This window comes from Atopomonas hussainii, assembly GCF_900109735.1.
Taxonomy (GTDB): Bacteria; Pseudomonadota; Gammaproteobacteria; order Pseudomonadales; family Pseudomonadaceae; genus Atopomonas; species Atopomonas hussainii.
On sequence record NZ_FOAS01000002.1, the window covers coordinates 54,018 to 73,522 of the forward strand.

Here is a 19,505-nt window from a genome sequence, read left to right on the forward strand (position 1 = left end):
CTTTTTTCGTTTTAGCGCCGCGTTTGGCGCAGGCGAAATTGCTGCTCGTATAACTGAGCAAAGCCATGCAGCAGGGGCAGGGCAATGGCCCAGATAATCGCCAATAAGCCTAAGGTGAAGGTTTGCCCCAATGGCAGGCTAACCCCGGCGATTTGGCTGCCGGCGTAATACGCCGCAGGGCCGCCGACAGCGCCGAGCAGGCTGGCGCGCCACCACGGTTTGGCGCTCCAGGCGAGGCAGTGATTGAGCGTGGTGGCCAGCAAGGCCCACATCAGCGCTAGCCACACGGGCAGCAGGCGGCGTTCTTCGCCAAAGTCGAACACGCCCAGTTGCAGCAAGAAGCTATCGAGCGCGCTGCCGGCTAACAGCACACTAACCACTAGCTTGCCCTCGCGTGCCCAACTGCCGATGAAGATAAAGTGGCAGAGCAGTGCCAGCACCGCCACGCCGATTAGCGCCGGGTAGCTGGTGCTAAACACGCAGGCAAACCAGCCCAGTTGAAACAACGCGGCATTGGCCAGCGTGCGGCGCAGCTCGGTGCTGAGCAGGGCCGTGCTCGGCAGGGGTTCAGGCATTGAGTTTTTCCAACAGCGGTTGTGGGCGCGCATCCGGCTTGGCCAACAGCAGTTGCACGGTGCCAATGGTGCGCTCAAGAAAACCGCCCTCACAGTAACACAGGTAAAACTGCCACAAACGGCGGAAGTAGCTGTCGTAACCCTGCGCCGCCAGTTGTGGCCAAGCGGCTTCAAACTGCTGGTGCCAGAGCTTTAAGGTGCGCGCGTAATGCTGGCCGAAGTCTTCGAGGTGGTGCACGTTCATATCGCCATGCCGGTGTGCGGCATCCAGCAACACGCTGGGCGAGGGAAGTGCACCACCGGGGAAGATATAGCGCTGAATAAAGTCGACGCTGCGCTTGGCTTGCTCGAAGCGCTGATCGCGAATGGTGATGGCTTGCAGCAGCATCAAACCATCGGCCTTGAGTAGCTGCCCGCAACGGGCGAAGTAGTCGGGTAAAAACTGATGGCCGACCGCTTCGATCATCTCAATCGACACCAGCTTGTCGTATTGGCCTTCTAGCTCGCGGTAGTCCTTAAGCAGCAGGGTGACTTGCTCGGTTAAGCCCAGCTGTTCGAGACGGCTTTGCGTGTAGGCATATTGCTCGTGCGACAGTGTGGTGGTGGTCACGCGGCAGCCATAGTGGGTGGCGGCATAGATGGCCAGGCTGCCCCAGCCGGTACCGATCTCCAGCAGGTGATCGCTGGCTTTAAGCTCAAGCTTTTGGCAGATGCGTTCGAGCTTATTCAGTTGCGCCTGCTCTAGGGTGTCGTCGGGGGATAAGAACTGCGCGGCGGAATACATCATGGTGCGGTCGAGGAAGGCCTCAAACAGCTCGTTGCCTAAGTCGTAGTGCGCGCGAATGTTGCGCTGCGAGCCGCGCCGGGTGTTGCGATTGAGCCAATGCAGCCAGTGCAGCGCCGGGCGGGCGAGGGTGGCGAGGCCGCGTTCCATGGCATCCAACACATCGAGGTTTTGCACAAACACGCGCACCACGGCGGTAAGGTCAGGCGTCGACCAATGACCCAAAATGTACGCTTCGCCTGCGCCAATCGAGCCATTGCTGGCCACCATGCCCCACAAGGCGCTGTCGTGAATCTCGATCCGCGCACGCAGGCCGGCGCTGCTGTTGCCATAGCCGGTGACTTGGCCGTTGTCGCAAACCTCTAGAAAACCATGTTGTAAGGCATTCAGCTGGCGCTCGACCAAACGCTTGAGCAAACCGCTGCCGAGCCCTTGGCTGGCCAACGGCAGGGCGGGTTTTACTTGGTAAACGGGGCTCTTATCCGAAGCGTTCATGGTGCCTCCTAGGGCTTGCGCTGCAAGGGCAGATGCGGAATGTCGGTGAGTGCTTGGTGATCGGTAATCGGGATGCGCTTGATCAGTAGACGCAGGGCTTGCCAGTGAATGCGCCATAAGGTGGTCAGCGCATTGAGCGGGTAGCGGCGCAGATAAGCGTGCACGCTGGCGCGGGTGAGTGGCTGGCGGCTTAGCTTCAGCGTGGCGTCGAACTGCTTGTGCTCAGGCTGGCCATCGGGGTGATTAGCAATGTGTAAGCCAAGGCGCTCGACCGGCTGGCTAAAACGCATGTGGTAGTGCATCTCGCGCGGCAAAAATGGTGAGACATGCATGGCCTTGGCGACTTGCCCGCCTTGATGGCCGTTGTCACTACAGGCCAGCGCGTAATAGGCACGCTCACGCCACGGGGTGGAGCAGACCTCTAGCACAATCGCGCCTAAACGCTGGTCGGCCTCAAACAGATAAAACACCGACAGCGGGTTAAACCACAGACCAAAACTGCGCGGCTGGGTAAGCAGGCGCACCGGCCCTTGCGGGGCAAAACCTAAGGTGGCGGCGCAGCGCTGGCGCACTGCCTCAGTCAGGCTTAGGCCTTGGCCGGTTAAGTCCGGCAGGTAATCGGTGTGGCGAAAGCTCAGCGGCTTGCCGCTTGCGCCGCACAGGGGGGATAGCTCCAGCAGTGCCTGTTCTTCGGCTAAATCCAGATACAGCAAGCTGATCGGGTAGTCGAAGGCATGCGCGCGCGGGCTAAAACGGCGGTGTTGTACCTCGCCATGGTACAGCGCGCTGTGGGTGAGCGCGTTCACAGGCGCTCCCCAAAGGCTTGCGCAACACGCAAGGCGCTGACCACACCATCTTCATGGAAGCCATTGGCCCAATAAGCCCCGCAGTAGAAGGTGTGCTGCGCGCCGCACAGAGCCTTCCAGCGCTGCTGCGCGGCCTCAGCGGCCAAGCTGAACTGCGGGTGCGCGTAGCGGTAGCGGGCGAGAATCTGCGTCGGGTCAATCGCCGCGGTTTGGTTAAGGCTCACGCAGAAGGTCGGCGCGTTAGTAAAGCCTTGCAGAATGTTCATGTTGTAGGTCACCGCCGCCGGCTGATCGCTCGGCCCGCCCAGACGGTAATTCCAGCTGGCCCAAGCGAGTGGACGTTTGGGCAGCAAGCGGGTGTCGGTGTGCAGCACCACATCGTTATCGGCATAACCGATGGCGCCCAAGATGCTCTGTTCATCGGCACTTGGTTCGGCAAGCATGGCCAAGGCTTGGTCGCTGTGACAGGCGAGCACCACCTTGTCGAAGCGCTCGCTATTGGCCACGCCACCGTAGCTGCTGTGCACGGTTACACCTTGCTCGTCGCGTTCGATACGCGTGACCGGGCTGCTCAGGCGAATGCGCTCGGCAAAGCTGGCGGTCAGCGGAGCGATATAACTGCGCGAGCCGCCTTCGACTACATACCACTGCGGGCGGTTATTCACCGACAACAGCCCGTGGTTTTTAAAGAAGCGCACAAAGAACTGCAGCGGAAAGCCCAGCATGCGCTCCAGCGACATCGACCAAATGGCGGCGCCCATCGGCACTATGTAGTGATCGATAAAACGCTGGCTGTAGCGCTTGGCACGCAGGTAGTCGCCCAATGTGGTACTGGCGTCGATGCTGGCGCGTTCTAGGTCATCCAGCGCCTCGCGGTTAAAGCGCAAAATGTCGCGCAGCATGCGTAAAAAAGCCGGCGAGAACAGGTTGCGGCGCTGCGCGAACAAGGTGTTTAAGTCATGGCCGTTGTATTCCACGCCGGTGACTGGGTCGCTGACCGAGAAGCTCATCTCGGTGGCGCGGCGGGCGACACCTAATTGGTCGAGCAGTTGGATGAAGTTGGGGTAGGTCCAGTCGTTAAACACGATAAACCCGGTATCCACCGCGTAGTCGCGACCTTGCACGGTGACATCCACGGTATGGGTGTGCCCGCCCACCCAGTTGCTGGCTTCAAACACATGCACTTCATGCTGGCGGCTGAGTAAATAAGCGGTGGTTAGACCACTGATACCGCTGCCGACAATGGCGATTTTCATCACGGGTGCTCCTTGTTGGATTGGTCTTCCTTGGCATTGCGCGATAAATACTGGCCCACCGCCAAACGCAGGGCGGCCGGTAGGTGATTGAGCAGCTTGAGAATGGCGATGAACACACGGGGGAAATTGATTTCTTGCGGCTGCGCCGGCAGGCGTCGGGCAATGTGCCGCGCCGCTTGTTCGGCGGTTAACTGCATGGGCATGGGGAAGTCGTTTTGCGCGGTTAAGGGCGTGTCGATAAAGCCGGGGCTAACCAGGGTGACGGCGATGTGCTCGGCGGCCAGATCAACGCGCAGCGATTCCATCAGATAGCGCAGCGCCGCCTTGCTGGCGCCATAGGCCTCGGCGCGCGGCAGGGGGAAGAAGGTCGCCGAACTGCCGATCGCGACTAAATGCCCGTGAGCACTGCGGCGCAGCAGCGGCAGCAGGTGTTCGATGCACAGCGAGGCGCTGAACAGGTTGGTGCGCACCACGTGCTCAAGCAGCGCATGTTGGTAGTGCTGCACGTCCATGTATTCGCAGGTGCCGGCATTTAATATCGCCATATCCAGCTGCGCCCAATGGTGTTGGAGGGTCTGGGCCAGCTGCGCGACGCTGCTGGCGTCGGTGAGGTCGGCCGGCAGCACCAGCACTTGGCCGGGAAAATCACCGGCTAGCGTCTGCAGCGGTTCGGCGCGCCGGGCACTGACTGCCACTTGGTGGCCGTCGCTGAGTAGTTGCCGCGCTAAGGCTAAACCTAAGCCGCTGGATGCACCGCTGAGCCAGATCTTCATGCCAAACGCGCCTTTAAGTAAGCAATCACCCGGCCGAGCAGCGGGATGTTTTCATAGAGCAACTGCCCGGCATCGAAGTAGTCACGCTGCTGGCAGACCTTGCCGCCTTCCCAACGCAAAAAACTGCAACCCTGTACGTTGATTGGCTGGCCGCCGCGCAGCTGCGGGTGGCAGAAGGTCATTTGCCAGCGGATCACGCCATCGCCGTTACTGTCGTCACCTTTGCCGTGCAGATAGTCATCAAACTGCCAGCGCAATTGGCTGATGCGGCTGTACAAGGTTTGGCAGTAGGTCTGTAGCGCACTTAACCCATGCAGGGTGTGCAGCGGGTCTTGGAACAACACATCGGCGCTATACAGCTCGCCCAGGGCGTGCAGGTTGTTGGCGTCGAGCTGCGCGAAACGCTGTGCAAAGTACGGCAAGAAGGCGTTCATCAGGCTACCTCGCTGGCTTTGGGCAAAGCCTGAAACGCGGCTATGGCGCGCTCGCGGCTGCTGGCCAGATCAACGATGGGCGCCGGGTAGCCGCTGGGGGCAAACAAGCCTTGCGGCGGCTGGTGAATGGCTTTGTTGTCGAGGCTGTTTAGCTCGGGCAGCCAGTGACGAATAAACGCCCCGTCGGGGTCGTTACGCTGCGATTGGCTCACTGGATTAAACACGCGAAAGTACGGCGCGGCATCGGTGCCGGTGCTGGCTGACCACTGCCAGCCGCCGTTGTTGGCGGCCAGGTCGCCGTCGATCAGGTGCTGCATAAACCAGCGCTCGCCCTCACGCCAGTCGATCAGCAAGTTCTTGGTCAGGAACATGGCGCTGATCATGCGCAGGCGGTTGTGCATCCAACCGGTGGCAAGCAGCTGGCGCATGGCGGCATCGACAATCGGCACCCCGGTGCGGCCTTGTTGCCACGCGGCCAGATCATCTGGCGCATCACGCCACGCCACCAGCTCGGTTTCCGGGCGGAACGCCCGATGCCGCGAAACCCTTGGGTAACCGGCGGTGATGTGCAGATAAAACTCGCGCCAGATCAGCTCGCTAATCCAGTGCACCGCGCCGGCGCTGCCATCGGCGTAGTGGCCTTGGTTGGCCATCTGCGCGCTGTACAGGCACTGGCGCAGCGACAGCACGCCGGCGACTAAGTAGGCCGACAGTTGGCTGGTGCCGGGCAGAGCGGGCAAATCGCGCTGGTCTTTGTAGGCATGCAGGTGCTGCTCGGTAAACTGGCGCAGCCGCTCATGCGCGGCCGCACTGCCTGCTGGCCACAGGTCGATTAAGGCCTGGCTGGGCTTAGCAAAACCAGCCACCTGGCTAGGAACTGCGTCACTGCTAATAGGCAGCGGCGCTTGTGCCTGCGGGTAGGGCAGTGGTGTGGGGGTGCCGCTGATTTCCCAGTGTTTGAACAAACACTTGCGGAACTGGCTGAACACTTTAAACACGCCGCCGGCGTTGGTCAGCACGCTACCGGGCGCGGCCAATGCGTTGCCATGCTGAGGATAAAAGCCAATCCCGTGCTGACCCAGAGCCTCGGCGCAGCGGGCGTCGCGGGTTTGCTCATTAACCGGGTATTCGTGATTAACGTGCACTGCACTGATTTCGTGCTGCTGACAAAAGCAGAGCAGGGCGCTGGGCAGGTCTTGCCAGAGCGGGCAGTCGAGCAGTTTTAGCGGAATATTCAGCGCGGCCAGCTCAACTTGCAGCGCGGTTAAGTTGCGTAGCCAGAAATCCACTTTGCAGGCCGCATCGTCGTGCTGTTGCCACTGCGCAGGGCTTAGTACGAAACAGGCAATCACCGGGCCTTTGGCCAGTGCGGTGTGCAGGGCTGGGTTGTCGGCGCAGCGTAGGTCGCTACGCAGCCAAACCAATTGGCGATTCATAACGCGATTTCCTTGTCGTTCAGGGCACTTAAACCCAGCTGCTGCAAGGCGCTGAAAGCCTGTAGCGGGTCGCTTAAGTGTTCTTCCGGGGGCAGTTGCTCGGCATAGATGCTGCAGCAGGGGCCGGCCAGTAACACGCTGGCTTGGCAGCGCTGACGCAGGTCGTCCAATTGCTCTAGGGCTAACGGGCTGGTCAGCTTGCCGCTGGCGTACAGCACCATGGCGTGGGCGCTGCGTTGCTCTTGCCATTGCAGTAATTCGGGGGCGGGCAGCGGCCAGTCGAGTACTTCAACCCGTTGCCCGCGCTGCGCCAGTAGCCAAGCCAGTAGCCAGAGCTGGGGCTCCAGCACGGCATCACCCATGTTGACCAAGAGCACTGGCGCTTCTTTTAGCGGCAGGTTGAGCTGATACACCCGCAGGCCTAATTTGCTGCGCAGCCAAGTGTGGAAGAACACCGCTTCCAGCTGCCGGCCACTGCGGCTGGGGGTGAGTTCCTCCAGCAAGGGCAGCAGCAGTTGCGCACACAAGGTGTGGGCGGGGTAGAGGCTCAGAGCTTGGTTGAAGGCATCGTCCAAGCGGCGTTCGTTTTGCGTTTGCACGGCCTCCAGCAATTGCAGGCGCTGCGCGTGCCACGGGCTGTCTTCCGACCACTGCGGGGCGTCGCGTTCGAGCAGTTCGCGCACTTGACCAACCGGTACGCCACGGTTGATCCACAGCATGATCTGCTGCACGCGCTCGATTTGCTCGCGTGGGTAAAGACGATGGCCCTTGGTGCTGCGCACCGGCTGGATTAAGCCGTAGCGGCGCTCCCACGCCCGTAAGGTGACGGGAGCAATGCCGCATTGGCGCGCCAAGGCGCTGATGGTCATGGACTCGCTCACGACGCACTCACAGGCTATTGCGTAGGGCCAGCGATTGCGGGTGCGGTTGCAAATATGCCTGCTGACCTATGTAGTCATGCGGGTGCTGGCGGAAGTGGTGCTTGAGCAAGGTCAGCGGCACCACTAACGGCACGAGGCCAGTGCGGTATTGCTCGATCAGCTCGTTCAGCTCTTGGCGCTCGTCGCCGCTTAAGGCGCGCTTTAAATAGCCGCTGATGTGCTGCAACACATTGCAATGGCTGCCACGGGTGGCGGGCTTTTTCAGCGCTTGCATCATGCCGTGAATGTACAGCTCGGCCACTTCTGCCAGCGGTTGGCCTTTGCTTTGTGCCAGTAGGCGACCAAGGCTTTGGTACTCGGCCGGCGCGGTGGCCATCAGCTGATACTTATAGCGGGCGTGGAATTGCATCAGGGTCTTACGCTCGAATCCCTGCGCTTGCATGGCGCGAAAGTTGGCCAGCGCAAACACGCGGGTGATGAAGTTCTCACGCAGCACCGCATCGTTTAAACGACCGGCTTCTTCCACCGGCACCAGCGGATGCCGCTCGATAAAACGTTTGGCGTAGATGCCCATGGCACCTTCTTCATGCGGTGCGCCGTTGTCGCGGTAGAGCTTGACGCGCTCAACGCCGCAGCTCGGTGACTTCTGCATAAAGATGTAGCCGCAGATATCGCCCAGCTGATCGGCTTGCTGGTCGGCGTAGTCTTTCAGCGCTTGGGTGACATTGCGCTCGCGATGCACGGTGCCCACCGCTTGCGGGTCGTGCGGGTCGCCGACTAAGCGAATCGACTCACGCGGAATGCCCATGCCGATACCCACCTCTGGGCACACCGGGGTGAAGTCGAAGTACTCACTGAGCACTTGGCTGCACAGGCGCGACTCTTTGTGGCCGCCGTTAAAGCGCACCTCTTGCCCGAGCAAGCAACCACTGATGGCCAGCTTGATCTTGCCGTTAGCCAGAATGTCATGGGGTTGGAAGGTGCGCTGCATGATGTGCTCCTTGGTGTACGGATTTGGTTATTTGTACAACCTTGATGCATAACATAGCGGCAATAAGTGTACAGATGCAAATGTCTGTACAGTTAATTTTGCGTTAAGCAGCGGTTTTTTTATTGCCAGCCTTGTTGCCAGGCGCTGCTGTCGGTCAGTTCGCGCCACTTTAGGGTGCGCTGGCGCTTAGTCAGCACAGCCTCTAGCACCACCGCATCCACAGCGCCAAGCTCCCCCGTGGGGGCTTGTTCGCGCAGCAGTTCGACCACTAAAAAATGCTTCTCCCGAGCGATGACTTGGCGTGCTGTCCACTTGCTGAGCAGCAGCTTCTCGGGGTTTAGCCGCGCGCTCACCGCTGTGCCAACAGCAAGCGGGCGGCTTCGCGCCCGGACAGCCAAGCACCTTCTACCCGCCCACCGAGGCACCAATCGCCACAGGCATACAGGCCCAGTTGCGGGTCGCTTAAGGCGGCAAACTCATGGCTGTGCGCGGGGCGGGCGTACAGCCAGCGATGCGCTAGTTGCTCGCTGGGTGCGCCGATGGTGCAGCCCAACACTTCGGCCAAAGCACCGCGCAGGTGCTCGCACACGGCGTCTTTGTCCAGCTCTAGGTGGGCTTGCGTCCAGTCGCTGGAGGCATGGCAAATCCACACGTCGCCGCTGTGTTCGCGGCCCGGTTTGCTTTGGCTGCGGGCGATCCAGTCGAGCGGATTGTTCTGCACGAAGCAGGCCTCCACCGGGGTATCGAGCGCTTGGGCAAACTGTAGGGCCACCGCCCAAGTCGGCAGCATAGTCACACCGGCGGCGGTGCTTGCCAGTTGTGGGCTGGCGCTGAGTAAGCTGGCTGCTTGCGGCGCCGGCGCGGCGACAATCACTTGGCTGAACGGGCCGTGTTGTTGGCCGTCGGCGTCGAGCAAGTACCACGCCTGTTCGCCACGAAAAACTTCGCAGATGCGTGTTTCAAAGTGGCAGTCCAAGCCCTTGCACAAGGCGCGGGTGAGGGCGCTCATGCGCGGCGTACCAACCCAACGGTGCTGTTCGTCGGCGGAGTGGCTGAGGCCTAGGTGGTTGCTTTGGTACAAGTGCGGCTGCCAAGTGTCGATCAGGCCTTGCTGGTGCCATTGCTCGACTTGTGCGCTGAAGTTGCGCTCGCGGGCGGTGAAGTACTGCGCGCCTAAATCCAAGCTGCCAAAAGCGCTGCGTTTGCTGGCCAAACGTCCGCCGCTACCGCGACTTTTATCAAACAGACTGACTTTGCAGCGTGCGCTGCGTAGTACTTGGGCGGCAGACAAGCCGGCAATCCCGGCACCGATAATGGCAATGGACTTGGCCATGAACCACACTCCTTGCATCGCGTTATTTATACGTTAGCAGTCGGCTAACTTGTACATGTGGTTTATCATGTACAAAATAGAGTGGCTTGTACAAGTCGAATCGCAGGCTGACCCCAAGGAGGCCATATGCACATCCTCATCACCGGCGGCACAGGGCTGATTGGTCGTGCGCTGTGCCGGCATTTTGTTGCCCAAGGCCATGAGTTATTCGTCTGGTCGCGGCGCCCTACGCAAGTGGCTGAGCTGTGTGGCGCCGGTGTGCATGGCTTAGCGCGCTTGGCCGATTACCCACAAAGCTTGCCGCTGGATGCGGTGATTAACCTAGCCGGCGCGCCGATTGCCGATCGGCCCTGGACGGCCGCGCGGCGCAAAGTGTTGTGGGATAGCCGGGTAGGGCTGACCGAGCAGTTGATCGACTGGCTGGCCGAGCGTGAACACAAGCCCGAGGTGTTGCTCAGTGGCTCGGCGGTTGGCTGGTACGGCAATGGCGGCGATGTGCCGCTGGATGAGCAGGCCGGGATACAAAGCGAAGACTTCGCCCAAGAGCTATGCGCCGCTTGGGAGCTTGCCGCCAGCCGGGTACGCACGCTGGGCATACGGCTGGTGTTGTTGCGTACCGGCTTAGTGCTGGCGGCCGATGGCGGCTTTTTGCAGCGTTTGCTGCTGCCGTTTAAATGCGGGCTCGGCGGGCCGCTAGGCTCGGGCCAGCAATATATGCCGTGGATTCATCTGGCCGACCAAGTGGCGCTGATTGACACGCTGATCAATACACCGGAGGCTTGCGGCCCTTACAATGCCTGTGCGCCAGAACCTGTGACTAATCGCCAGTTCGCCACGGCGTTAGCGGCTGTGCTGCACCGTCCGGCCGTGTTGCCGGTGCCCGGTTTTGCGTTAAAAGCGCTGCTGGGCGAGCTGAGTGTTTTACTGCTCGGCGGCCAGCGGGCCGTGCCAGCAAAGGCACAAGCGCTGGGCTACCGTTTTCAATACACCGACTGTAAGGCGGCATTAACGCAGCTACTGCACCGTGCAGAGTGAAGGTTTCATCACCTAGCTGGCTTAAGCCGATAAGAGAGTACGCATGACACGACGCGCCCTGTTGCTGGTCAACCTGGGTTCACCCGCCTCGCCGCAAGTGGCTGATGTGCGCCGTTACCTGAATGAATTCCTCATGGACCCGTATGTGATCGATCTGCCGTGGCCGGTCCGTCGCTTGCTGGTCTCGCTGATCTTAATCAAGCGCCCCGAGGCCAGTGCCCATGCCTATCAGAGCATCTGGTGGCCGCAGGGCTCACCGCTGATCGAGCTGACGCGCCGTTTGCAGCAAGCGGTGTTGCCGCAGTGGTCGCATGGCCCGGTGGAAATGGCCATGCGTTATGGCGAGCCGAGCATTGCCAGCGCGCTGCGCCGCCTTGCCGAGCAAAAAGTGCGCGAAGTGGTGTTTATGCCACTGTATCCGCAGTTTGCCGACAGCACAGTGACCACCTGTGTTGAAGAAGCCAAGCGGATCATCGTCGAGCAAGGGCTGCCGCTGAGCTTGCAGGTAGTGCCGCCGTTTTATGCCCAGCCCGCCTACGGCAAAGCCTTGGCAGCCACGGTGAAGCCTTACTTGCAGGATAACTTCGACCATTTGCTGTTTAGCTACCATGGCTTGCCCGAGCGCCATTTGCACAAAGCAGACCCCAGCAAAAATCATTGTTTGCGCGGTGCCGACTGCTGCCAGCAAGCCTCCGGGGCGGTGTTAGAAAACTGCTACCGCGCGCAGTGCTACGCCACCACGCAAACCGTGGTGAATCAGCTGGGGCTTAGCGATGACTTTTACTCGGTGGCCTTTCAGTCGCGCTTGGGCCGCGCTAAGTGGATTGAGCCCTACACCGAAGAAAGCATCGATGCCCTGGCTGCCCGTGGTGTTAAACGCCTGCTGGTGATGTGCCCTGCATTTGTCGCCGACTGTTTAGAGACGCTGGAAGAAATCGGCGACCGCGCGCGCGAGCAATTCTTAGCCGCTGGTGGCGAGGCGTTCGAATTGATTCCCTGCCTGAATGACCATCCCACTTGGGTCGAGGCAGTGGTGAAAATCGCCGGTTATCGCGTAGAGCCCTAAACGCTCTTTAGCGCTTCTGCACAGCCTCGGTCAGTGCCGCTGATCGAGGCTTTCTGCCTTGACGCAAAACAACTTCGCTAAGCCTGCGCACACGTAGAGTGTGGTGCTGGGTTTTGCGTTTTTTTTAGACCGCCGGGCATCTTTTGGCGATTGTCCCGGTCACCATTTTGCGGTTAGCATTTTCCTCATAAAGCACTATATGTAGTGCTTAAGAATTATTATTAATCTATCTGTGGTGCATGAGGCGCCGCAGTGTTAGGAGTTTTTATGAATCAACCGGCCAAGGTTCAGCCGCTACGCGACGGGGTAGGCAGCATTCCCCTGCAGTCGGCTTCGCAAGATATTTGGGACAAGAAATACCGCCTAAAAAGCAAAGACGGCCAGCCGATTGACCACACTGTGGATGCCACCTACGAGCGTGTGGCGCGTGCCTTGGCCGAGGTCGAGCCAAAGAAACAGCGCGAACATTGGTACGAGCAATTTCTCTGGGCGCTGCGCCACGGCGCTATCCCTGCTGGGCGGATTACCTCCAACGCCGGTGCGTGGGAGCACAAGCCGGCCACTTCGACGATCAACTGCACTGTGTCAGCCACCATTGGCGATTCGATGGACGACATTCTCGCCAAGCTGCACGAGGCGGGGCTGACGCTAAAAGCCGGCTGTGGGATTGGCTACGAGTTCTCCACCCTGCGCCCTAAAGGCGCGTATGTGTCGGGTGCGGGGGCGTATACCTCCGGCCCGCTGTCGTTTATGGATATCTACGACAAGATGTGTTTCACCGTGTCGTCCGCCGGTGGCCGGCGCGGCGCGCAGATGGCCACCTTCGATGTCGGCCACCCGGATGTGCTGGACTTCATCCGCGCCAAGCGCGAAGGCGGGCGTCTGCGCCAGTTCAACTTATCGCTGCTGATTACCGAAGAGTTTATGCAGGCCGTAGAGGCCGATGCAGACTGGGCGCTGGCCTTCCCGCTGAGCTTGGAAGAAGCCGCGCAAGATGGCCTCGATGTAAACAACCCCGAGCAGGTGATCTGGCGCGAATGGGCCAGCCGCGATGGCTATATCAGTCGTGACGATGGTTTAGTGGCGTGCCGCATCTTCCGTGTGATGAAGGCGCGGCGCATCTGGGACGTGATCATGTCCTCCACCTACGACTTTGCCGAGCCGGGTTTTATCCTCATCGACCGCGTTAATGCGATGAACAACAACTGGTTCTGCGAAGAAATCCGCGCTACTAACCCCTGTGGCGAGCAGCCGCTGCCGCCGCACGGTGCTTGCCTGTTGGGCTCAGTGAACCTGACCTTGTTCGTGCGCGAGCCGTTCACCGAGAACGCCCATTTTGATTGGGACGAATACCGCAAAGTGGTGGCCATCTTCACCCGCATGCTGGACAACGTGGTGGAAATCAACGGCCTGCCGCTGGAAGAACAGCGTCAGGAAATCTTCCGTAAGCGCCGTCACGGCATGGGCTTCTTAGGCCTAGGCTCGGCGATGACTATGCTGCGGATGAAATATGGCGAGGCCGAATCGTTGGCCTTCACCGAGCAAGTCTCCCGTGAGATGGCTCTGCAAGGCTGGCGCACGGGCCTTGAGCTGGCGCACGAGAAAGGCGCTGCGCCGATCATGCTGGAAGACTTCACCGTGAGCGAAAAGATGCTCGCCCAGCGCCCGGAAATGCGCGCCGACGGCATCAAAGCTGGCGACAAACTCCCCGGCCGTGTGCTGTGGGCACGTTACAGCCGCTACATGCAGCAAGTCGCCGAGGTTGAGCCGGAGTTGGCCGCGCAGCTGGCCGAGCATGGCGCGCGTTTTACCCACCACACCTCGATTGCGCCCACCGGCACCATCTCGCTGTCGTTGGCGAACAATGCCTCCAATGGTATTGAGCCGAGCTTCGCCCATCACTATTTCCGCAATGTGATTCGTGAGGGCAAAAAGTCCAAAGAGAAGGTCGATGTGTTCAGCTTCGAGCTGCTCGCCTACCGCCAGCTGATCAATGCCGAGGCATTGCCGAGTATGGACGCGGCCAAGCGCAACCTGCCGGATTACTTCATCGCCGCCGATGACGTCACCCCCATGCAGCATGTGGATGTGCAGGCAGCGGCGCAAAAGTGGGTGGATTCGTCGATCTCGAAAACCGCCAACGTGCCGACCGACTACGCCTACGACAGCTTTAAAGATATCTATCAATACGCCTGGAAGCAGGGCCTCAAAGGCTGCACCACCTTCCGCTTTAACCCGGAAGCCTTCCAAGGCGTGTTGGTTAAAGAAGAAGACTTGGCCAACACCACTTACCGCTTCAAGTTAGAAGACGGCAGCGTGATCGAAGCTAAGGGCGGCGACGAGATTGAGTACGACGGTGAAACCCATACCGCGGCCAATCTGTATGACGCATTGAAAGAAGGCTACTACGGCAAGTTCTAAGCTGAGAATTTGGCATTTATTAAGGCTGGCGCGGGTGTTTTGCTTGTTACCCCGCGCTTAACCGCAAGGCGGCAGAGTAGGCCGCTACTGACTAAGGTTTATTGATGATGGCTATCAAAATCGCCAGCAAGATCGTCGGCTACGAAGTGGCTAAGCCCGACGCCCCCGCGCCTGCCGAGGCGCCCACCACCCCAGCGGTGGAGGAAATGCACGAGAAGCTCAAGCGCCCCGATAACCTCGAAGGCGCTACCTACAAGATCAAGACACCGCATTCGGAACATGCGCTGTACGTGACCATCAATGACGTGGTGCTGAATCCCGGCAGCGATCACGAAATGCGTCGCCCGTTCGAGATCTTTATTAACTCCAAGAACATGGAGCACTACCAGTGGATTTCGGCGCTAACGCTGATTATCTCGGCGGTGTTCCGCAAGGGCGGCGACTGCACCTTCTTGGTGGAAGAGCTACGCAGCGTGTTTGATCCCAAAGGCGGCTACATGAAGCGCGGTGGCCGCTGGATGCCCTCGCTGGTGGCTGAAATTGGCGATGTGCTGGACATGCACATGAAGAAAATCGGCCTGCTCAAAGACGAGCTGGACGAACACCAGCAAGCCTACTTGGCGCAAAAGCGCGCCGAGTTTGAGCAAGGCGCTAAAAGCACTCAAGCACCGGCAGAAGCCGATGCACAGTGCGACGACAGCACCGCGCAATACCCCGAAGGCGCGCAGCTGTGCGGCAAGTGCCACACTAAAGCGATGATCCAAATGGACGGCTGCCTGACCTGTCTTAACTGCGGCGACAGCAAGTGCGGCTAAGCCGTTAAGCCGAACGCTAGAACGCAAAACGCCCCGTCACTGACGGGGCGTTTTGTTAGCGCAAGGTGGTGAGCTTACTCATCCATCTGCGATTGCAGGTAGTTTTCCAGTCCCACTTTTTCGATCAGGCTGAGCTGGGTTTCCAGCCAGTCGACGTGCTCTTCTTCGGACTCAAGAATGTCTTCCAGCAGCTCGCGGCTCACGTAGTCGCCCACGCTTTCGCAGTAGGCAATCGCTTCACGCAGATCGGGAATGGCCTTGAGCTCAAGCTTCAGGTCGCTTTCGAGCATTTCTTTGGTGTGCTCGCCGATCATCAGCTTGCCGAGGTCTTGCAGATTCGGCAGGCCTTCGAGGAACAGGATGCGCTTGGTCAGGGCATCGGCGTGTTTCATCTCGTCGATCGACTCGTGGTACTCGTGCTCACCCAGACGCTTCAGACCCCAGTCTTCGTACATACGGGCATGCAGAAAGTATTGGTTAATAGCCACCAGCTCATTGGCAAGAATCTTATTCAGATGCTGGATGACTTTCTTGTCGCCTTTCATGGTGCTGTCCTGTCTCGGGGTGGGTAAAACACCAGTCTGGGCTGCTAAGGTGGGGCTGTCAAACGCTAAGCTATTGATTTTGTTATATAAAAATTAATGAATAGCGATTGCGGCTAAGAAGGTTTCTTATCTTTGCGCTAAGTGATTGAAAACCTTAGTAAGCACCGTGCGCCGCTTTACAGGCTGTGTGAAAACTACTGCACTTGGCTATGCGGCGTTAAAAACAGGCTCAAAATGCTCATTTACCACACGTAAACTGCGCTTTTTCGCCTGTTTTTGCCTTGCTTAGCCTGCGCTCGCGACGTTTTCACACGGCCTGTTTAATCGGCTTTTAATTCTGTACTGGCTTACACTACGCGGCCTTTTTTTAAGGAAGCGCTGATTTAATCGTCGAACGGTTCGAGCACAAGGCGTACGGAGTGCAGCAGCCGAGGCATACCGCCTGGTAGACGGGCTTATTAGAAGAGTCTACGAGCACCGCACAACGCAGTGATTGGATCGTGCAGGCAATGAATCAGTGTTTCCTTAGTGCTGTGCTGTTTAACCGTGGAGATTGCCGCTGTGCATGCTGTCGAGCGACTGCGCCAACAACTGATCCGCCAAGCCACTAAGCCGTTTCTGGCTCGCGGCATGCGCTTAAAGCGTTGCCCCACTTGCTTGCTGGCCGAGCGGTTTTGTTTGTGCGGCTGGCGGCCGCAGGTGGCCAGTGATGCGGCGTTTTGCTTGCTGATGCACGCCGCCGAGCCACTCAAGCCGACCAATACCGGGCGTTTAATGGCCGAGCTGTGGCCGGAGCAAACGCAGGCGTTTGTTTGGTCGCGTACCGAGGTAGACCCAGCACTGCTGGCTTTGCTGGCCGACCCTAGCTGGCAGCCTTATGTGGTGTTTCCCGCCGAATTTGCCCCAGAGGCAGAAATCGTCGAGCACTTAGAGCAGTACCAAGCTGCGCACAACCCAGCGCGCAAGCCGCTGTTTATTCTGCTCGATGCCACTTGGCCGCAGGCGCGCAAGATGTTCCGCAAGAGCCCGTATTTGCAGGGCTTGCCGATATTAAGCCTGAACCCCGATAAGCCTTCGGCCTACCGTTTGCGGCGCAGTAACCGTGAGGAGCATTTATGCACCGCCGAAGTGGCCGTGCTGTGCTTAGAGCAAGCCGGCGAGGCGGATGCGGCGCTGGCCTTGGGGGCGTATTTCGAGATTTTTTCCAGCCGCTATCTGGCGGCGCGCCTCACCCGTGAGGTGGATGAAAACGCACCGCCGTATCAGCTGCTTAAGCGCTTTCTGCCAACGCCTTCGGACGTTTAAACAGCATCGGTAGCAACTGCGCTACCAGCATGCCGGCGAACATCAAGCCGCAGCCGATAAAGCCGCGTAGGGTGAGGGTTTCATCCATCATCACCCAGCCGGCCATGGCGGCGAACACCGCCTCTAGCGAGAGAATAATCGCCGCGTGCGCCGGCGGTGCATCACGCTGTGCGACCAATTGCAGGGTAAAGCCCACGGCCACCGCCAGTGCGCCGCCGTACACAATGGCCGGCAAGGCTTGGATGATTTTCTCCAGCACCCACGGCTCGAAAGCTAACGCCAGCAGGCTGCTGATCACCGCGCAGGTGATGAACTGCACATAGGCGATCAAGATCGGGTCGTGACGGCTGGCCATGCGCCCGGCGAGCAACACGTGCACGCCCCAGATCACCGCGCCGGCCAGTTGCAGCCAGTCGCCGGAGGCCACGCTGAAGTTCTCACCGACACTCAGCAAATACATACCGACCACCGCTAGCGACGCGCCTAGCCAGGTGCCGGCGCCGGTGCGCTGGCCAATCAACAGGCCCAGCAGCGGCACCATGATCACGTACAGGCCGGTGATAAAGCCTGAGTTGGTCACGGTGGTGAACATCAAGCCGACTTGCTGCAGGTTAATGCCAATGGTCAGCACCACGCCTAAGGCAATGCCGCCGAGAATCGCAGAGCGATTCACCGGGCTTACCGCGTTTTGCGCACGGCGGCGCAGGCTAAACCAGTACAACACCGGAATCAGCAACACGGCGCCCAAGGCGAAGCGTAAGCCGGTGTAGAGGAACGGGCCGATCGCATCCATGCCCATTTTTTGTGCGACGAAAGTCGTACCCCAGATCAGCGCGGTGAGCAGCATTAACAGGTCAGCGCGCAAGGAATGGCGGGCCATTGCGAGGAATCTCCTTGAAGTAAACCGGGAGCATGCCTCAAGGCCGCGTGCTTGACCAGTTCCGCCAATCTCAGCCACCCTTGCTCATGGGCCGATACAACAACACAGGACATAAGCATGGCCGCCTTGCATATCTTGATCGCCGACGATCACCCGCTGTTTAGAAGTGCCTTGCACCAAGCCCTGAGCCGTGGGCTGGAAGAGGAAGCCCAGTTGGCCGAGGCGGAAAGCATCGCCCAGCTGGAAGAGCGCTTGAATGAGCGCAGTGACTGGGACTTAGTGCTGCTCGATTTAAACATGCCCGGCGCACGGGGCTTTTCTGGCTTAGTGCTGCTGCGCGGGCAGTTCCCGCATGTGCCGGTGGTGATGATCTCGGCACAAGAAGAAGCCGCCGTGGTGCAGCGCGCTCGTGAATTTGGTGCCAGTGGCTTTATTCCCAAATCCAGCTCGTTGGAGGCGATTCAGCAGGCCGTGCGCGCCGTGTTGGATGGCGAAGTGTACTGGCCTGAGGTGACCGACACCGCGCCGGCGTTAAGCGCCGAAGCACGCGCCGCCAGCGAAGGCTTGGCGAGCCTCACGCCGCAGCAGTTTCGGGTGTTGTCGATGGTCTGTGAGGGCTTGCTAAATAAGCAGATTGCCTACGAGCTGAATGTCTCGGAGGCCACCATCAAGGCGCATGTCACGGCCATCTTCCGCAAGCTCAATGTGCGCACCCGCACGCAAGCAGCGCTGTTGTTGCAGCAGTTGGAGCAAGTGGAAGGCTGATTAATCGCGTTTAACCGCCAAGCGCTGCTGCTCGCGCAATTGCTGCAACGCGGGCATCAGGCGGGCGTAGTGGTCGATCAGCTCCCAGCACAAGCTCAGCTCGCCGGTGTTGCGGTCGTACCACGCATCGGCGGCGCCGCAGTTTTGCACGCGAATCTGTAGCGCGCGGGGCAGATAAAACAAGCTGCTGGCGCGCTGGGCAACGTTTTCCAGCACTTTACTGGCGCGCACGCGGCTGAGCAGCTCAGGGCCGTGCTCGATGCTGTCCAGCGGCTCTTCGTAACTCACGCGGATGGCCTGCCCCTGATGCTCGGGGCGTTCGCGCTGGATGCGGGTGAGTAACCACTGTACGGCTTGCTCGACTTGGGCGTATTCCTGATCGCAATACAGCGCGCGCTCGATGGGCAGGCCGGTGACTTCCAGCACCCATTCCAAGTGATCGGGATCGCTGCCGTAAATCAGGCAACTTAGGTTGTAAAAGCGTTGTTGATCGAGGGCGTGGCTGTCCCACACCACACTGGCGCCGCCATTGGCTTGGCTGTGTTGCCATTGCAGACGCCAGTAATCGGCGACATCCAGCAGGCGGCCATAGAAGTTTTTATCCAATTGCTCGCGCTGCATGAGCAGCAGGCCGTAAAAGCCCAGCTGGTCGGCGGCGTCTTCTTCGCGGCCGAGTACCGGCAAATGCAATTCGTGGATCAGCAAGTGACCCATTTCATGCATTAGGGTGAATTCGGCATTGGCGGTGACAAAGCGCAGTTGATCGACCGCCAGTACCCCGCTGGGCGTGCCGTGCTCGGCCTGCACCGGCAGGCAGAACAGGGCCAAGAGCAGGGTCAGTAAGCGGGCTGGCATAAAGACGCCTCGTGGTGATGTGTCTTTAAGTGTAGTTGCGCAGAGCTTAAACCG

Annotated in this window: 20 protein-coding genes; 6 read left to right on the forward strand and 14 right to left on the reverse strand. The window is 59.6% G+C overall.

Annotated elements, in window-relative coordinates; genetic code table 11:
• Positions 1-11: 11 nt before the first annotated feature.
• From BMX80_RS01935 to BMX80_RS01985, 11 genes are all read right to left on the reverse strand, one after another.
• A complete protein-coding gene (locus BMX80_RS01935; RefSeq protein ID WP_074864972.1) occupies positions 12-533 on the reverse strand; it encodes a DUF2878 domain-containing protein in 522 nt (173 codons plus the stop codon).
• A 34-nt stretch (positions 534-567) separates the two neighbouring features.
• Positions 568-1,854 (reverse strand): SAM-dependent methyltransferase, encoded by a 1,287-nt coding sequence (locus BMX80_RS01940; protein WP_074864503.1) that lies wholly within the window; start codon positions 1,852-1,854, stop codon positions 568-570.
• 8 nt (positions 1,855-1,862) lie between these two features.
• On the reverse strand, positions 1,863-2,660 hold the full coding sequence (locus tag BMX80_RS01945) for a DUF1365 domain-containing protein (RefSeq protein ID WP_074864506.1): 798 nt from the start codon (positions 2,658-2,660) through the stop codon (positions 1,863-1,865).
• Positions 2,657-3,916, reverse strand: coding sequence for an NAD(P)/FAD-dependent oxidoreductase (locus BMX80_RS01950; RefSeq protein WP_074864508.1), 1,260 nt, complete (start codon positions 3,914-3,916; stop codon positions 2,657-2,659). The genes BMX80_RS01945 and BMX80_RS01950 overlap by 4 nt, the downstream gene beginning before the upstream one ends.
• Positions 3,916-4,689, reverse strand: coding sequence for an SDR family NAD(P)-dependent oxidoreductase (locus BMX80_RS01955; RefSeq protein ID WP_074864512.1), 774 nt, complete (start codon positions 4,687-4,689; stop codon positions 3,916-3,918). Before BMX80_RS01955 ends, BMX80_RS01950 begins: the two co-directional genes overlap by 1 nt.
• Entirely contained in the window at positions 4,686-5,123 is a 438-nt protein-coding gene (locus tag BMX80_RS01960) for a nuclear transport factor 2 family protein (RefSeq protein WP_074864514.1), read from the reverse strand. The genes BMX80_RS01955 and BMX80_RS01960 overlap by 4 nt, the downstream gene beginning before the upstream one ends.
• Positions 5,123-6,559: a deoxyribodipyrimidine photo-lyase gene (gene phrB / locus BMX80_RS01965; protein ID WP_074864520.1), complete on the reverse strand. Its 1,437-nt coding sequence runs from the start codon at positions 6,557-6,559 to the stop codon at positions 5,123-5,125. The genes BMX80_RS01960 and phrB overlap by 1 nt, the downstream gene beginning before the upstream one ends.
• A complete protein-coding gene (locus BMX80_RS01970) occupies positions 6,556-7,440 on the reverse strand; it encodes a MerR family transcriptional regulator (protein WP_139213995.1) in 885 nt (294 codons plus the stop codon). Before BMX80_RS01970 ends, phrB begins: the two co-directional genes overlap by 4 nt.
• A 7-nt stretch (positions 7,441-7,447) precedes the next feature.
• Positions 7,448-8,404: a YbgA family protein gene (locus tag BMX80_RS01975; RefSeq protein WP_071871959.1), complete on the reverse strand. Its 957-nt coding sequence runs from the start codon at positions 8,402-8,404 to the stop codon at positions 7,448-7,450.
• Positions 8,405-8,550: 146 nt separating this feature from the next.
• Positions 8,551-8,784 (reverse strand): TIGR02450 family Trp-rich protein, encoded by a 234-nt coding sequence (locus BMX80_RS01980; protein ID WP_074864525.1) that lies wholly within the window; start codon positions 8,782-8,784, stop codon positions 8,551-8,553.
• Positions 8,781-9,764 carry an NAD(P)/FAD-dependent oxidoreductase gene (locus tag BMX80_RS01985; RefSeq protein ID WP_074864527.1) on the reverse strand — a complete coding sequence of 328 codons (984 nt, stop codon included), beginning with the start codon at positions 9,762-9,764 and terminating at the stop codon, positions 8,781-8,783. The genes BMX80_RS01980 and BMX80_RS01985 overlap by 4 nt, the downstream gene beginning before the upstream one ends.
• A gap of 126 nt (positions 9,765-9,890) precedes the next feature.
• Between BMX80_RS01985 and BMX80_RS01990 the strand changes: the two genes are divergently transcribed.
• The 4 genes from BMX80_RS01990 (at position 9,891) to BMX80_RS02005 (ending at position 15,101) form a co-directional block, all read left to right on the forward strand.
• Positions 9,891-10,799 (forward strand): TIGR01777 family oxidoreductase, encoded by a 909-nt coding sequence (locus BMX80_RS01990; protein ID WP_074864528.1) that lies wholly within the window; start codon positions 9,891-9,893, stop codon positions 10,797-10,799.
• A gap of 43 nt (positions 10,800-10,842) precedes the next feature.
• The gene (hemH, locus tag BMX80_RS01995) at positions 10,843-11,865 is read left to right on the forward strand and encodes a ferrochelatase (RefSeq protein WP_074864529.1); all 1,023 of its coding nucleotides are present in this window, start codon (positions 10,843-10,845) and stop codon (positions 11,863-11,865) included.
• A 267-nt stretch (positions 11,866-12,132) separates the two neighbouring features.
• Positions 12,133-14,286 (forward strand): adenosylcobalamin-dependent ribonucleoside-diphosphate reductase, encoded by a 2,154-nt coding sequence (locus tag BMX80_RS02000; protein WP_074864531.1) that lies wholly within the window; start codon positions 12,133-12,135, stop codon positions 14,284-14,286.
• Positions 14,287-14,390: 104 nt separating this feature from the next.
• The gene (locus BMX80_RS02005) at positions 14,391-15,101 is read left to right on the forward strand and encodes a TSCPD domain-containing protein (RefSeq protein ID WP_235821589.1); all 711 of its coding nucleotides are present in this window, start codon (positions 14,391-14,393) and stop codon (positions 15,099-15,101) included.
• A gap of 74 nt (positions 15,102-15,175) precedes the next feature.
• Here the strand turns inward: BMX80_RS02005 and bfr are convergent, their stop codons facing one another.
• Positions 15,176-15,646 (reverse strand): bacterioferritin, encoded by a 471-nt coding sequence (bfr, locus tag BMX80_RS02010; RefSeq protein WP_074864533.1) that lies wholly within the window; start codon positions 15,644-15,646, stop codon positions 15,176-15,178.
• 546 nt (positions 15,647-16,192) lie between these two features.
• Between bfr and BMX80_RS02015 the strand changes: the two genes are divergently transcribed.
• Complete coding sequence (locus BMX80_RS02015) at positions 16,193-16,951, forward strand: tRNA-uridine aminocarboxypropyltransferase (protein WP_235821590.1); 759 nt, start codon at positions 16,193-16,195, stop codon at positions 16,949-16,951.
• Here the strand turns inward: BMX80_RS02015 and BMX80_RS02020 are convergent.
• The gene (locus tag BMX80_RS02020) at positions 16,917-17,831 is read right to left on the reverse strand and encodes a DMT family transporter (protein ID WP_074864535.1); all 915 of its coding nucleotides are present in this window, start codon (positions 17,829-17,831) and stop codon (positions 16,917-16,919) included. The two genes, BMX80_RS02015 and BMX80_RS02020, sit on opposite strands and share 35 nt — an antisense overlap.
• Positions 17,832-17,948: 117 nt before the next feature.
• On the opposite strand from BMX80_RS02020, the gene erdR reads away from it, so the two are divergent.
• Positions 17,949-18,596, forward strand: a complete 648-nt coding sequence (gene erdR / locus BMX80_RS02025) for a response regulator transcription factor ErdR (RefSeq protein WP_071871846.1) — start codon at positions 17,949-17,951, stop codon at positions 18,594-18,596.
• Here the strand turns inward: erdR and BMX80_RS02030 are convergent, their stop codons facing one another.
• Positions 18,597-19,451 (reverse strand): DUF4344 domain-containing metallopeptidase, encoded by an 855-nt coding sequence (locus tag BMX80_RS02030; protein ID WP_074864539.1) that lies wholly within the window; start codon positions 19,449-19,451, stop codon positions 18,597-18,599.
• Positions 19,452-19,505 lie beyond the last annotated feature (54 nt).

Excerpts from the sequence above, each read along its gene's own strand:
- BMX80_RS01940 (WP_074864503.1), bottom strand. The coding sequence starts at position 1,854 with ATGAACGCTTCGGATAAGAGCCCCGTTTACCAAGTAAAACCCGCCCTG.
- BMX80_RS01950 (WP_074864508.1), bottom strand. The coding sequence starts at position 3,916 with ATGAAAATCGCCATTGTCGGCAGCGGTATCAGTGGTCTAACCACCGCT.
- BMX80_RS01955 (WP_074864512.1), bottom strand. The coding sequence starts at position 4,689 with ATGAAGATCTGGCTCAGCGGTGCATCCAGCGGCTTAGGTTTAGCCTTA.
- BMX80_RS01960 (WP_074864514.1), bottom strand. The coding sequence starts at position 5,123 with ATGAACGCCTTCTTGCCGTACTTTGCACAGCGTTTCGCGCAGCTCGAC.
- phrB (WP_074864520.1), bottom strand. The coding sequence starts at position 6,559 with ATGAATCGCCAATTGGTTTGGCTGCGTAGCGACCTACGCTGCGCCGAC.
- BMX80_RS01985 (WP_074864527.1), bottom strand. The coding sequence starts at position 9,764 with ATGGCCAAGTCCATTGCCATTATCGGTGCCGGGATTGCCGGCTTGTCT.
- BMX80_RS01990 (WP_074864528.1), top strand. The coding sequence starts at position 9,891 with ATGCACATCCTCATCACCGGCGGCACAGGGCTGATTGGTCGTGCGCTG.
- hemH (WP_074864529.1), top strand. The coding sequence starts at position 10,843 with ATGACACGACGCGCCCTGTTGCTGGTCAACCTGGGTTCACCCGCCTCG.
- BMX80_RS02000 (WP_074864531.1), top strand. The coding sequence starts at position 12,133 with ATGAATCAACCGGCCAAGGTTCAGCCGCTACGCGACGGGGTAGGCAGC.
- BMX80_RS02005 (WP_235821589.1), top strand. The coding sequence starts at position 14,391 with ATGATGGCTATCAAAATCGCCAGCAAGATCGTCGGCTACGAAGTGGCT.
- bfr (WP_074864533.1), bottom strand. The coding sequence starts at position 15,646 with ATGAAAGGCGACAAGAAAGTCATCCAGCATCTGAATAAGATTCTTGCC.
- BMX80_RS02020 (WP_074864535.1), bottom strand. The coding sequence starts at position 17,831 with ATGGCCCGCCATTCCTTGCGCGCTGACCTGTTAATGCTGCTCACCGCG.
- erdR (WP_071871846.1), top strand. The coding sequence starts at position 17,949 with ATGGCCGCCTTGCATATCTTGATCGCCGACGATCACCCGCTGTTTAGA.
- BMX80_RS02030 (WP_074864539.1), bottom strand. The coding sequence starts at position 19,451 with ATGCCAGCCCGCTTACTGACCCTGCTCTTGGCCCTGTTCTGCCTGCCG.